The 13,210-nt window shown below is 61.3% G+C and carries 11 protein-coding genes; 8 read left to right on the top strand and 3 right to left on the bottom strand.

All coding sequences use genetic code 11. The features are described from left to right. The first annotated feature begins 182 nt into the window (after positions 1-182). From A7D21_RS14845 to yccS, 7 genes are all read left to right on the top strand, one after another. On the top strand, positions 183-1,625 hold the full coding sequence (locus tag A7D21_RS14845) for a TldD/PmbA family protein (protein ID WP_069552010.1): 1,443 nt from the start codon (positions 183-185) through the stop codon (positions 1,623-1,625). Then, positions 1,625-2,941: a TldD/PmbA family protein gene (locus A7D21_RS14840; protein WP_069552009.1), complete on the top strand. Its 1,317-nt coding sequence runs from the start codon at positions 1,625-1,627 to the stop codon at positions 2,939-2,941. Before A7D21_RS14845 ends, A7D21_RS14840 begins: the two co-directional genes overlap by 1 nt. A gap of 311 nt (positions 2,942-3,252) precedes the next feature. Continuing rightward, on the top strand, positions 3,253-4,143 hold the full coding sequence (locus A7D21_RS14835) for an alpha/beta fold hydrolase (RefSeq protein WP_053258408.1): 891 nt from the start codon (positions 3,253-3,255) through the stop codon (positions 4,141-4,143). A gap of 36 nt (positions 4,144-4,179) precedes the next feature. Next, a complete protein-coding gene (gene mdtD, locus A7D21_RS14830; RefSeq protein ID WP_053258409.1) occupies positions 4,180-5,607 on the top strand; it encodes a multidrug transporter subunit MdtD in 1,428 nt (475 codons plus the stop codon). 130 nt (positions 5,608-5,737) lie between these two features. Beyond that, the gene (gene dbpA / locus A7D21_RS14825) at positions 5,738-7,075 is read left to right on the top strand and encodes an ATP-dependent RNA helicase DbpA (protein ID WP_232005461.1); all 1,338 of its coding nucleotides are present in this window, start codon (positions 5,738-5,740) and stop codon (positions 7,073-7,075) included. A 157-nt stretch (positions 7,076-7,232) separates the two neighbouring features. Then, positions 7,233-8,411 (top strand): NAD(P)/FAD-dependent oxidoreductase, encoded by a 1,179-nt coding sequence (locus tag A7D21_RS14820; protein ID WP_053258807.1) that lies wholly within the window; start codon positions 7,233-7,235, stop codon positions 8,409-8,411. 234 nt (positions 8,412-8,645) lie between these two features. Beyond that, positions 8,646-10,829 (top strand): YccS family putative transporter, encoded by a 2,184-nt coding sequence (gene yccS / locus A7D21_RS14815; RefSeq protein WP_069552008.1) that lies wholly within the window; start codon positions 8,646-8,648, stop codon positions 10,827-10,829. 44 nt (positions 10,830-10,873) lie between these two features. Here the strand turns inward: yccS and A7D21_RS14810 are convergent, their stop codons facing one another. After that, a complete protein-coding gene (locus tag A7D21_RS14810; RefSeq protein WP_053258412.1) occupies positions 10,874-11,611 on the bottom strand; it encodes an ABC transporter substrate-binding protein in 738 nt (245 codons plus the stop codon). A gap of 198 nt (positions 11,612-11,809) precedes the next feature. On the opposite strand from A7D21_RS14810, the gene A7D21_RS14805 reads away from it, so the two are divergent. After that, positions 11,810-12,262, top strand: coding sequence for a GNAT family N-acetyltransferase (locus A7D21_RS14805; protein ID WP_053258413.1), 453 nt, complete (start codon positions 11,810-11,812; stop codon positions 12,260-12,262). Positions 12,263-12,376: 114 nt separating this feature from the next. On the opposite strand, the gene A7D21_RS14800 is transcribed toward A7D21_RS14805, so the two are convergent. Both A7D21_RS14800 and A7D21_RS14795 read right to left on the bottom strand, forming a co-directional pair. Further along, entirely contained in the window at positions 12,377-12,673 is a 297-nt protein-coding gene (locus A7D21_RS14800) for a helix-turn-helix domain-containing protein (protein WP_053258414.1), read from the bottom strand. A 19-nt stretch (positions 12,674-12,692) separates the two neighbouring features. Next, complete coding sequence (locus A7D21_RS14795; RefSeq protein WP_053258415.1) at positions 12,693-13,193, bottom strand: M48 family metallopeptidase; 501 nt, start codon at positions 13,191-13,193, stop codon at positions 12,693-12,695. Positions 13,194-13,210: the final 17 nt, after the last annotated feature.

The raw sequence follows: 13,210 nt of genomic DNA, 5'->3' as shown, positions 1-13,210 counted from the left end.
CGGGAGCAAGCCCGCTCCCACATCTTGACCGTGTTAACCCGATCAAGTGTGGGAGGGGGCTTGCTCCCGAAGAGGCCCGAACAAGCGCTGTAAATCCCCCGCCTACACTTTCCTTGATCAGCTCCCCGCCCCAGGCCTACTCTGTTGCCTGCCTGCGATGAGCCGCCCACAAGGAAGGCCCCATGTTCGACCACCACGCCACACTCAAAAAGCACTTCAGTGCCCTGCGCACCACCGCTGAATTTTTCTCGCTGCGTTACGTGCGTGAATCCGGCCAATACCTGTCGGTACGCAAGAACGTCGCCGAGCCGCCACACCTGAACCACGACGAGGGCGCCATGCTCACCGTGCGTCTCAACGGTGTGGAAGCCTATGCCGCCACCAACGACCTTTCCCTTGCCGGCCTGCAAGCCGCCCTTGAGCGCGCCGAACAGCAAGCCCGGCGGATCTTGCCCCACGCCCTGCTCGACCTGCACACGCAGCCGGTCTCCAGCGACGTCGCCGACTACCTGTCGCCGGATCTCGACCAGCCCTTCCCGTCCTTAAGCGACTGCTACCAACTGCTCGGTGACGAGTCTGCCGCCGTGCCCAAGGATGAGCGCCTGGTCAGTTGGGAAGTCAGCCTGGGCACCACCCATGTGGAACAGATCTACCTCAACAGTGCCGGTGCCGAACTGCGCCAGGCCCAGCGTTTCGTCTACCCGGGCCTGAGCGTCACCGCCTTCGATGGCAACGACAGCCAGACCCGCACCTTGGGCGGTACCAACTTCGGCCAGCAAGGCAGTGCGAACGTGATTCGCCGCTTCGGCCTGGTCGGCGCCGCCCGCACGGTCGCCGACGAAGCCCTGCAACTGCTGCTCGCACCGAACACGCCTCACGGCCCGCGCGACCTGCTGCTGATGCCCGACCAAATGATCCTGCAGATCCACGAGTCCATCGGCCACCCGCTGGAACTGGACCGCATCCTGGGCGATGAGCGCAATTACGCCGGCACCAGCTTTGTGAAGACCGAGGACTTCGGCCACCTGCAATACGGTTCGCCCTTGCTCAACGTGACGTTCGACCCGGACATCCCTGAACAACTCGCCAGCTACAGCCATGACGACGACGGTACCCGCGCCACCAAGCAGTTCCTGATCCGTGACGGCCTGCTGCTCAAGCCATTGGGCGGCGCGTTGTCGCAATTTCGCTCAGGGCTGGGTGGCGTCGCCAACAGCCGCGCCTGCAGCTGGAACCGCGCGCCAATCGACCGCATGGCCAACCTGAATATCGAAGCGGGCGACAAGACCCAGGCCGAGCTGATCAGCGGTATCGAGCACGGCATCCTGATGAGCACCAACCGCTCCTGGTCCATCGACGATGCGCGCAATAAATTCCAGTTCGGCTGCGAGTGGGGCCAGTTGATCGAAAACGGCGAGCTCAAGGGCGTGGTCAAAAACCCCAACTACCGCGCCATTTCCGCGCAGTTCTGGCGCAAGCTCAGCGCCGTCGGCGACGCCAGCACCTTCAAGGTCCTGGGCACGCCGAACTGCGGCAAAGGCGAACCCAACCAAGTGATCCGCGTGGGCCATGCGTCACCTGCGTGCGTGTTCAGTGCTGTCGACGTTTTTGGGGGAGAGGCCTGATGAACAACTTCAAGGCACTGGTGGACTGGCTCAAGCAGGCCATCACCGACAAGGAACAATTCCACCTTGGCTTTGCTGGCGAATCCTCCGAGTTCGTGCGGTTTAACCACGCGCAAGTACGCCAGGCCGGGCAGGTGCAACAGGCCAGCCTGAACCTCAAGCTGATCCACGACGGCCGTCATGCCGACCTCACTATCACCCTGGCCGGTGAGCCGGCGCTGGACCGCCAACGCCTCGCCAATGGCCTGCAACAACTGCGCGAGACCTTGCCCTTATTGCCGCAGGACCCGTACCTGCTGCTCAATCACAACGCCTGGCAAAGCCACAACGAACAGCTGCGCCCGCTACCGGAACTGGCCCAGGTACTGCACGACATCAGCCAGGCGGCAGAAGGCGTAGACTTGGTCGGCTTCTATGCCGCAGGCCCCATCAGCCGTGGTTTCGCCAGTTCGGACGGCGCGTTCGGCTGGCATCAGGCCAATAGCTTCAACTTCGATTTCAGCCTGTTTCACGCCAATGGCGAAGCGGTAAAAGCCACCTACGCCGGGCACACCTGGGACAGCGCCGAGTTCACCGCGCGGTTCCTGCAAGCACGCGAGCAGTTGGCATTCCTGGGTCGGCCGTTACACAGCCTGGCCCCCGGCCAATACCGCGCTTACCTCGCCCCGGCGGCGCTGGAAGAAATCCTCAGCATCATTACCTGGGGCGGGTTTTCCGCCCAAGCCATCGCCAGCAAAGGCAGCTCATTGCAAAAGCTGTATGCGGGTGAACAGTCGTTGAGCCCCTTGCTAAAAGTCGATGAGCAGATCAGCGGCTCACTGAGCCAGGCGTTTTCCACCGAAGGCTACCCGCGCGGGGATGTCACGCTGATCAATGCGGGCAAGGCGCAAGGCCAGTTGATCAACTCGCGCAGTGCCGCCGAATACGGCCTGAGCACCAACGGGGCGAGCAGCGACGAGTCGCCCAGCGCCTTGCAGATGGCGGCGGGCAGCCTGGCCCAGGCCGATATCCTCAAGCAGTTGGGCACCGGGCTGTATATCAGCAACCTGTGGTACCTGAACTACTCCGACCTGCCGGCCGCACGCCTGACCGGCATGACGCGCTTCGCCACCTTCTGGGTGGAGGACGGCGAAATCAAGGCGCCGGTCAGCACCATGCGCTTTGATGACAGCGTCTATAGCCTGCTCGGCTCACAACTCGAAGCGCTGACCGCCGAGCGGGAACTGCTGTTGTCGGCCAGTACGTACAGCCAGCGTAATACCGCGTCCAACTTGCTGCCGGGGGCGTTGGTCAAGCGCCTGACCTTAACCCTGTAAATACAAAACCCAATGTGGCAACTGGCTTATTAGGGAGCTGGCTTGCCTGCGATGCAGACAACTCGGTGTGTCAGCAGGACCGCAGTGATGCCATCGCAGGCAAGCCAGCTCCCACAATATTCTGTGTTCGTTTCTGACACCCCCGTTTCACCCCTTCCTACCGCAAAATCCCATCTCACACTTCTCCCTGTGCGGCCTGTTGTCGCCCGCAAAAAACCTCGTTATAACGGTTAGTGGCACCCCGCCACCACCCCACGTGTTCGCACGTGATGCACGACCTTGCCCGGGATAGGGCAAGCTGGAGCGTTGACATGGACCATGGAAGTTTTGTCATAGAAAAGCTGTTCAAACACTACAACGTTCACGTAGAGCAGCTAGGTCACCACCCGCAAAGAAAAACCGTCCTGATGGTCAATGGGGCCCTGTCCACCACCCGCTCGTTTGCGCGCACCAGCAAATGCCTGGCGGAACACTTCAATGTGTTGCTGTTCGACCTGCCGTTCTCCGGCCATTCGCGCGAGCACAACACGAACCTGGACCTTGTGACCAAGGACGACGAGGTACAAATCCTGCGCGCGCTGGTTGACCGGTTTCAGGTCAACCATCTGGTGTCGGCCTCCTGGGGCGGCATCTCCACGTTGCTGACCCTGGCCCACAACCCGCCCTCCATTCAAAGCTCGGTGGTGATGGCCCTTGCGCCCAACCTCAACCAGGCGATGCTCGATTACGTGGAACGCGTGCGGGTGCTGATCGAGGCGGATGATAAGTCCGCCGTCGGCCACCTGCTAAACGAAACCGTCGGCAAATACCTGTGCCCCCGGCTCAAGCGCAATAACCATCGGCACCTGTCGGGCATGGCGACTACCGAGTACCGCCAGGCACGCTTTCATATCCACCAGGTGCTGGGCCTGGGCGACGGCAACTACCTGCCGGCACTCACTCAAATCGAAACCCCGGTGCATTTCATCAACGGCGCGCTGGATGAATACACCCCGGCAACCGAGGCCCGGCTGTTCAATAAATATGTGGGGCGCAGCACGTTCGCCGTCGCCGAGCACACCGGTCACTTGCTCGACCTTGAGTCTCGCGAGGCGGCGTTGGCGGTGCACCGCGCCCTGCTGGATTTCCTGGTCGGGGAGCACGCGCCATTGCCAGATTTAGACGAACCGCCAGTGGGAAAAGGCGCAACGGATGGCGCATAATCGCCGACACATAGCCTGCTAACCAAAAGGTCGCCCATGCCGAATCGCGCCCCTCTTGATGCCAAAACCGCCCGCTGGCTCCCCTGGGTGGTCGCGATTGCCTTCTTCATGCAGTCGCTGGACGGGACGATTCTCAACACAGCCCTGCCGGCCATGGCCCGGGACCTCGCCGAAAACCCGCTGCGCATGCAAGGGGTGGTGATCGCCTACATGCTCACCGTCGCCTTGCTCATTCCGGCCTCGGGCTGGATCGCCGACCGCTTTGGCACCAAGAAAATCTTCTTCGGCGCGATCATGCTGTTCAGCATTGGTTCGCTGTTGTGCGCCCTGTCCAGCAGCTTGACCATGCTGGTCGGCGCGCGGGTCATCCAGGGTTTGGGCGGGGCGCTGATGTTGCCGGTCGGGCGCCTCGTTGTGCTGCGCGCTTACCCGCGCTCCGAGCTGGTGCGGATCATGGGCTTCATTACCATCCCCGGCCTGCTCGGCCCGTTGCTTGGCCCGACCATGGGCGGCTGGATGGTGCAATACCTGACCTGGCACTGGATTTTTCTGATCAACCTGCCGGTGGGCATGATCGGCTGTTACGCCGTGTGGAAACTGATCCCCGACCTGCGCGGCAGTGAGCGCACGCGCTTTGACAGCATGGGGTTTGTGCTGTTTGGCGCGGCGATGGTGTTGATCACCATCGCCATGGAAGGCCTGGGCGAACTGCACCTGCCGCATCTGCGGGTAATGTTGCTGCTGTTTGGCGGGCTGGCGTGCCTCGCGGCCTACTGGCTGCGCGCCGGCCATATCGATAACCCGCTGTTTTCGCCGGTGCTGTTCAAGACCCGGACTTTTGCAGTGGGCATTCTCGGCAACCTGTTTGCGCGCCTGGGCAGCGGCGCCTTGCCATTCCTGGTGCCGCTGCTGTTGCAGGTGGCGCTGGGTTACTCGCCATCGGAAGCCGGGATGAGCATGCTGCCGCTGGCGGCGGCGGCGATGTTTGCCAAGTCGATTGCCCGCACCTTGATCGAACGCCTCGGCTACCGCGTGGTGCTGACCGGCAATACCTTGGCGCTTGGCATCATGCTGGCGAGCATGGGCCTGGTCAGTGAACAGACGCCTTACTGGTTGCTGCTGGGCATGCTGGCGATCCTCGGGGCGATCAACTCCCTGCAATTTACCGCGATGAACACCGTCACCCTGATCGACCTGGACGATGCCCAGGCCAGCAGCGGCAACAGTTTGCTCTCGGTGGTGGCGCAATTGTCCCTGAGCCTGGGCGTCGCGTGTGCCGGTGCCTTGCTCGGCGGTTTTACCGCCGAGTCGGGCAACGATGGTGTCAGCACCGTGCTCGGCGCCTTCCAACTGACCTTCCTCACCGTGGGCATCATGGCCATGCTGGCGGCGGCGATCTTCCTGCAACTGTCGCCCACCGACGGCAAGCGCGTGATCAGCCGCGAGCACGACATCGAGCATTAACAGGCTTCCCGTCTAGAACTTGCGGGGAAAATCCTGTGGGACTGGTACACTGCGCAACATTTTGTTTTGCAGAGCCAGTCCCGTGACTACCATCGCCACCGCTTTTAATACTTTGCCGCTCTCCGCCGCCATGCTGGCTAACCTCGACTCGCTGGGTTATGTCGAGATGACGCAGATCCAGGCGCAAAGCTTGCCGGTGATCCTCAAAGGGCTGGACCTGATTGCCCAGGCCAAGACCGGCAGCGGCAAGACCGCCGCCTTCGGTATCGGTCTGTTGAACCCGATCAACCCGCGCTACTTCGGCTGCCAGGCCCTGGTGATGTGCCCGACGCGTGAGCTGGCCGACCAGGTCGCCAAGGAAATCCGTCGTCTGGCCCGCGCCGAAGACAACATCAAGGTGCTTACCCTGTGCGGCGGCGTGTCCCTCGGCCCGCAGATCGCTTCCCTGGAGCACGGCGCCCACGTCATCGTCGGCACCCCGGGTCGCATCCAGCAGCACCTGCGCAAAGGTTCGCTGGTACTGGACGGCTTGAACACGCTGATCCTCGATGAAGCCGACCGTATGCTCGACATGGGCTTCTACGACGCCATCGAAGACATCATCAGCAAGACCCCGGCACGCCGCCAGACCCTGCTGTTCTCGGCCACCTACCCGGTGAGCATCAAGCAGTTGGCGTCGAAATTCATGCGCGCGCCGCAGCAAGTGAAAGCTGAAGCCTTCCACTCCGATGACCAGATCGAGCAGCGTTTCTACGAGATCTCGCCGGAAGAGCGCATGGACGCCGTGACCAAGGTGCTCGCGCATTTCCGCCCGGCGTCGTGCGTAGCGTTCTGCTTCACCAAGCAGCAAGTGCAGGAAACCGTGGATCACCTGACGGCCAAGGGCATTTCCGCCGTCGGCCTGCATGGCGACCTGGAACAGCGTGACCGTGACCAGGTGCTGGCGATGTTCGCCAACCGTAGCACCTCGGTGCTGGTGGCGACCGACGTAGCCGCCCGTGGTCTGGACATTGACTCGCTGGACATGGTGATCAACGTCGAGCTGGCCCGCGATTCGGAAATCCACATCCACCGCGTAGGCCGTACTGGGCGTGCCGGTGAGACAGGGATTGCGATCAGCCTCGTGGCGCCGTCGGAAGCGCACCGCGCCCAGGCCATCGAGCAATTGCAGAAATCGCCGTTGAACTGGGACCAACTGGACAACCTCAAGCCACAAAGCGGTGGCCCGCTGCTGCCACAGATGAGCACCCTGTGCATCGCCGCCGGCCGCAAAGACAAAGTCCGCCCGGGGGACATCCTCGGTGCACTGACCGGTGAAGCCGGCATCCCGGGCGCACAGGTCGGCAAGATCGCGATCTTTGACTTCCAGGCCTTCGTGGCCGTGGAGCGCGGGATCGCCAAGCAGGCGTTGCAGCGTTTGAACGACGGCAAGATCAAAGGCCGTTCGTTGCGCGTGCGCATCCTGTAAAGAGCTCCCCTCCAATGGAGATCTAATGTGGGAGGGGGCTTGCTCCCGATGGCGGTGTATCAGTTGATAGAATTCTGGCTGACACACCGCTATCGGGAGCAAGCCCCCTCCCACATTTGACTGTATTTCAATTCAGAATTTGTATGAGGACATGGCTGTGCGCTCGACCGAAGTTGTGATCATTGGCGCCGGCGCCGCAGGCTTGATGTGTGCGCTGACCGCTGCCGGGCGTGGGCGCAAAGTGATGTTGATCGACCACGCGAACAAGGCCGGCAAGAAGATTCTGATGTCCGGCGGTGGCCGCTGCAATTTCACCAATATGTACACCGAGCCCGCCAACTTCCTCTCGCACAACGCGCACTTTTGCAAGTCGGCCCTGGCCCGCTACACCCAGTGGGATTTTATCGCTCTGGTTGCCAAGCATGGCGTGCCGTACCACGAGAAAAAGCTCGGCCAGTTGTTCTGCGATAACAAGTCCAGCGACATCCTCGGCATGCTGCTCGATGAATGCATCCAGACCGGCGTGAGCCTGCACCTGGACACCTCGATCGAGGAAATCGCCAAGCTCGAGAGCGGTTACCAGCTGCAAACCACCTTGGGTGAGCTGCGCTGCGAATCCCTGGTGATCGCGACGGGCGGCCTGTCGATTCCGACCTTGGGCGCGACCGGCTTTGGTTACCAAGTGGCCAAGCAGTTCGGCCATGAACTGCTGCCGACCCGCGCCGGGCTGGTGCCGTTCACCATCACCGACCAGCTCAAGGATTTGTGTGGCGAGTTGTCGGGCACCTCCGTGGATTGCCTGGTCAGCTGCAATGACCAGAGCTTTCGCGAGAACATTCTGTTCACTCACCGTGGCCTGAGCGGCCCGGCGATTTTGCAGATTTCCTCGTACTGGGAATCCGGCGACACGGTGGAAATCAACCTGCTGCCCGACCACGACGCCCACGCCTGGTTGCAACAGCAACAGGTCGAACGCCCCAACAGCGAGTTGAAAACCCTGCTGGGTGAGATCTTCACCAAGAAAATGGCCAACCTGCTGGCGGAAACCTGGTTCGTGTCCAAGCCGATGAAGCAGTACACCCACGCCGAAGTGGCCGACATCGCGCAAAAACTGGCGAGCTGGCAACTGGTGCCGGCCGGCACCGAGGGCTACCGCACCGCCGAGGTGACACTGGGCGGTGTGGATACGCGCGAAGTGTCGTCCAAGACCATGGAATCGCTGAAAAGCCCGGGGTTGTACTTCATCGGCGAAGTGCTGGATGTGACCGGTCACCTGGGCGGGTTCAACTTCCAGTGGGCGTGGGCGTCGGGCTACGCCGCGGCGCAATACGCCTGACACTGCGCGGTAAAAAATGTGGGAGGGGGCTTGCTCCCGATGGCGGTGTAGCAGTCAATTCATGAGTGACTGTTGCACCGCTATCGGGAGCAAGCCCCCTCCCACATTGATTGCATTCCCTATTTGGAATGCAATGGCGGGAATATATTTTGCTGTTGGATGTGATCGCCACGCTTGCCGTGGCGTCATTACTGGCTCAATTTAGCGGCATCGTCCAGGAAGACTCCAGACTTCATGTCATCGACCTCGTTCAAGCAGTCCATGCGGCGCCTGTGGGCGCTGGATAAATTCAGTTACAGCGTACGGGTGTTCATCGCCCTCACCGGCAGCATGGCGCTGTGCTGGTATCAGGATGAAATGACCCTGCTGATCCCGCTGTTCCTGGGGATTATCGCCAGCGCCCTGGCCGAGACCGATGACAGCTGGCAAGGCCGCCTCAATGCCCTGGCGGTAACGCTGGTGTGTTTCAGCATCGCTGCGCTGTCGGTGGAGCTGCTGTTCCCTTATCCCTGGATTTTCGCCATCGCCCTGGCCCTGGCCAGTTTCTGCCTGACCATGCTCGGCGCCCTCGGCGAACGCTATGGCGCGATTGCGTCGGCCACCTTGATCCTGTCGGTGTACACCATGATCGGCGTGGACCAGCGCGGGGGGGCTGTCAGCGACTTCTGGCATGAGCCGCTGCTGCTGGTGGCTGGTGCCGCCTGGTATGGCGTGTTGTCGGTGCTGTGGCAGGCACTGTTTTCCAACCAGCCGGTGCAACAGAGCCTGGCGCGGCTGTTTCGCGAATTGGGGCGCTACCTCAAACTCAAATCGTCGCTGTTCGAACCGATCCGTCAATTGGATGTGGAAGCGCGGCGGCTGGAACTGGCCCAGCAAAATGGTCGCGTTGTTGCGGCGTTGAATGCGGCGAAAGAAATCATCCTGCACCGGGTGGGCAATGGTCGACCGGGCTCGAAGGTCAGCCGCTACCTGAAGCTGTACTTCCTGGCCCAGGACATCCACGAGCGCGCCAGTTCGTCCCACTACCCTTACAACGCCCTGGCCGACGCCTTCTTCCACAGCGATGTGCTGTTCCGCTGCCAGCGCCTGCTACGCCAGCAAGGCAAGGCCTGCCAGAGCCTGGGCGAGTCGATCCAGCTGCGCCAGCCCTTCGTTTATGACGACAGCTTCGCCGAAGCCCTGGGCGACCTGAATGCCTCGCTGGAACACCTGCGCATCCAGAGCAACCCCGCGTGGCGCGGCCTGTTGCGCTCGTTGCGGGCCTTGGCCGCCAACTTGTCCACGCTTGACCGTCTGCTTGGCGACGCCAGCAACCCCGACTCACTCGCCGATGCGACCGACAGCAACCTGCTGGACCGCGCCCCGCGCAACCTGAAAGAAATGTGGACGCGCCTGCGCACGCAGCTGACGCCGACGTCACTGCTGTTCCGCCATGCCTTGCGCCTCGCCCTGGCGCTGACCATCGGTTATGGCACCTTGCATGCCATTCACGCTTCTCAGGGTTACTGGATCATCCTCACCACCCTGTTCGTCTGCCAGCCCAACTACGGCGCAACCCGGCGCAAGCTTGGCCAACGGATCATCGGCACTGCCATTGGTTTGACCGTGGCGTGGGCGCTGTTCGATCTGTTCCCAAGCCCGTTGGTGCAGTCGCTGTTCGCTATTGCCGCAGGCCTGGTGTTCTTTATCAACCGCACCACCCGCTACACCCTGGCCACGGCGGCAATCACGCTGATGGTGTTGTTCTGCTTCAACCAGGTCGGCGATGGCTACGGGCTGTTCCTGCCACGGCTGTTGGATACCTTGCTCGGCAGCCTGATCGCCGGCCTGGCGGTCTTCCTGTTCCTGCCGGACTGGCAAGGTCGCCGCCTGAACAAGGTGCTGGCCAACACCCTGACCTGCAACAGCATCTACCTGCGCCAAATCATGCAGCAATACGCGGCGGGCAAGAGCGACGACCTGGCTTATCGGCTGGCGCGGCGCAACGCCCACAACGCGGATGCGGCGCTGTCCACCACACTGGCCAATATGTTGATGGAGCCGGGGCATTTCCGTAAGGAAGCCGACGTCGGCTTCCGCTTCCTGGTGCTGTCGCACACCTTGCTCAGCTACCTGTCGGGGCTGGGCGCACACCGCGAGACCCAACTGCCGGCCGAAGTGCATGAGCACCTGATCGAGGGCGCTGGCAACAGCCTGGCGGCGAGCATCGATGAGATCGCCACCGGGCTGGCGAATAAGCAGCCGGTCGCGATTCAGAGCGATGCCGAGGAAGCCCTGGCGGCGGAACTGGAACAGATGCCGGATGAGATCGATGAAGGACAGCGGTTGGTGCAAACACAATTAGCGTTGATCTGTCGGCAGTTGGGGCCGTTGCGAACGCTGGCGGCGCACCTGATCAAAGATACCAGCGCGACTTAATCTTTGGCTAACGGGCTGTTGCGGCGAGTGCTCCAGCGACCGCGTCACATCCCATGCGCTTTCATCAACCGCTCGTAACTGCCGTCGACCTTCATCTTCGCAATCTCCCGGTCAAAGCTGGCGACGATCTGCTCATGCTCGGGGTTCTTCAGGCTCACCAGAATATGCAGGCTGTTTTCACTCAGCGGCTTGGGTAAAAACTCCACCGCATTGCGCACCCGCGCCGACTCGCGGGCCAGGTAATAGCGGGCAACATATTCATCTTCCAGCGTCAGCCTCACGCGCTGCGCCGCGAGCATGCGCACGGCCATGGCGAAGTTATGCACAGGCACCTTCTGCAGGCGTGCATCCTGATCGAACGCCGCCGAATAGGCATACCCGCGCACCACGGCGATGGCTTCGTCGTGCAGTTGCTCCAGGTTCTGATAGTCGATGGGATCATCGCGGCGCTTGATAAAGCGCACACGGTTAAGCAGGTACTCAGCGGAAAACTGCCCCAGTTTCGTACGTGCATCGTCGTACCAGGCATTGATCAGTACGTCATAGCGGCCGTCACCCACGCCCATCAGCGCCCGGGCCCAAGGCACTTGTTCAAAGTCACTGCCGTAGCCTGCGCGAGCAAGGGCGGTGCTGACGATGTCAGTGGCCAAGCCGCCGTTGATCAAGGTCGAATCCGTAAAAGGCGGCCAGGCATCCGCTACCAGGCGCAGGCGTTGTGCGACCGCAGGCTGGGCCAGCAACAACACTCCTATCAAAGCAACGGCACGAGAAAATCGCGGCATGCTCAAAGTCCTTGGCGGGCAGGCAGTGGCCTGATAACAGTAGCTCATCAATGAGCCTGCATTGCAGATTACACAAAGAAGCCCGCAGCGATTGCACTGAATGGTGGCAAATTGACGCCATTCACAAAAAAGCTCGATTTAGACAGGGGAGCCGGTGGCGCTTACTATCGACCACAGACATTAATAAGAGAGCACGCCATGACCGTTGAATGGGTTTGCAAACATCACGATGACTTGGGCAAGGAGCAGCTTTACGCGGTTTTGCGCCTACGCAGCGAGGTGTTTGTCGTTGAACAGAAATGCGCTTACCCGGACCTCGATGGGCAGGATCTTTCGGGTGATACCCACCACTTGATGGCCTGGAAGGATGACGAGTTGCTGGCGTACCTGCGCTTGCTCGACCCGGAATCACAGGGTGGCGATGTGGTGATCGGCCGAGTGATCGTTGCGCCGGCGGCACGCGGCACCGGGCTTGGCCATCAAATGATGGAAGAGACCCTCAAGCGCATTGAAGACATCTGGCCTGAGACGCCGATCTTTCTGTCAGCCCAGGCGCATTTGCAGGGGTATTACGGGCGGTACGGTTTTGTGGTGGCGGGTGAGGAATACCTGGAAGACGATATTCCCCATATAGGCATGCGACGCGCCTGATGGCCCTTTCGCGAGCAAGCCCGCTCCCACAGTTGACCGCGTCCGACCGCTGAAACGCGGTCGAATGTGGGAGCGGGCTTGCTCGCGAAAGCCTCAGCCCAATCACCGCCACATTCAGGGATACCCCAACACCTGCTTGATCGACGCCAGATTGGCCTCGATCCACACCCGATCAATCGCCCCCCAGTTACGAACCCGATAGTGCCCGGCATGATTGCGCGCGCCGTCTGCCTGCTCGAACTCACACACGATATCCAGGTCGGCCAATGCCGCAATCGTGTCCTGCGCTGTGCGACGCGGCATGCCGGTGGCATCGGTCAACGCCGGGACACTGCTGGCCTGCCCACTGTCGATCAGGTACGCCACGTACAGGCGGCGGTAAAAACTGCTTTTGGTCTTGCTCACGTCCATGGTCAAAAGCCTTATGTGGTTAGGACTTGCCCTGCAAGTCGCGATACGTGAGGTAAACCCGCAGGTCGAATTCCACCTGATGGTAGCCCGGCATCATGTATTCGCAGAGTTTGTAGAACGCTTTGTTGTGGTCCGACTCCTTGAAGTGCGCCAGCTCGTGTACCACGATCATGCGCAGAAACTCCGGCGCGGCTTCCTTGAACAACGCGGCGATGCGAATCTCTTTCTTGGATTTGAGATTCCCGCCCTGCACCCGTGAAATCGTGGTGTGCAGGCCCAGGGCGCGGTGGGTCAGGTCCAGTCGGTTGTCGAACAGCACTTTGTCAATGGCCGGCGCGTTACGCAGGTGTTCCTGCTTCAAGGCCAGGGCATAGCTGTACAGCGCCTTGTCGCTCTGCACCGCATGACGTTCGGGGTAACGCTGCTCCAGGTAGGCGCCCAATTGGTCCTTGGCGATCAATTGGCGCACTTGCTCCTGGAGCGCTGCGGGGTAGGCCTGGAGGTATTTCAGCGCGGTCATGGGGTCTGCAACAGGGT

This window comes from Pseudomonas sp. AP19, from assembly GCF_001728855.1.
GTDB lineage: Bacteria > Pseudomonadota > Gammaproteobacteria > Pseudomonadales > Pseudomonadaceae > Aquipseudomonas > Aquipseudomonas fluorescens.
Note: the sequence above shows the minus strand (reverse complement) of the source record. Positions and strands in the feature narration are given on the sequence as shown.

Bases quoted from the DNA above. Each gene is read 5' to 3' on its own strand.
- A7D21_RS14845 (WP_069552010.1), top strand. From the start codon at position 183: ATGTTCGACCACCACGCCACACTCAAAAAGCACTTCAGTGCCCTGCGC.
- A7D21_RS14840 (WP_069552009.1), top strand. From the start codon at position 1,625: ATGAACAACTTCAAGGCACTGGTGGACTGGCTCAAGCAGGCCATCACC.
- A7D21_RS14835 (WP_053258408.1), top strand. From the start codon at position 3,253: ATGGACCATGGAAGTTTTGTCATAGAAAAGCTGTTCAAACACTACAAC.
- mdtD (WP_053258409.1), top strand. From the start codon at position 4,180: ATGCCGAATCGCGCCCCTCTTGATGCCAAAACCGCCCGCTGGCTCCCC.
- dbpA (WP_232005461.1), top strand. From the start codon at position 5,738: ATGCTGGCTAACCTCGACTCGCTGGGTTATGTCGAGATGACGCAGATC.
- yccS (WP_069552008.1), top strand. From the start codon at position 8,646: ATGTCATCGACCTCGTTCAAGCAGTCCATGCGGCGCCTGTGGGCGCTG.
- A7D21_RS14810 (WP_053258412.1), bottom strand. From the start codon at position 11,611: ATGCCGCGATTTTCTCGTGCCGTTGCTTTGATAGGAGTGTTGTTGCTG.
- A7D21_RS14805 (WP_053258413.1), top strand. From the start codon at position 11,810: ATGACCGTTGAATGGGTTTGCAAACATCACGATGACTTGGGCAAGGAG.
- A7D21_RS14800 (WP_053258414.1), bottom strand. From the start codon at position 12,673: ATGGACGTGAGCAAGACCAAAAGCAGTTTTTACCGCCGCCTGTACGTG.
- A7D21_RS14795 (WP_053258415.1), bottom strand. From the start codon at position 13,193: ATGACCGCGCTGAAATACCTCCAGGCCTACCCCGCAGCGCTCCAGGAG.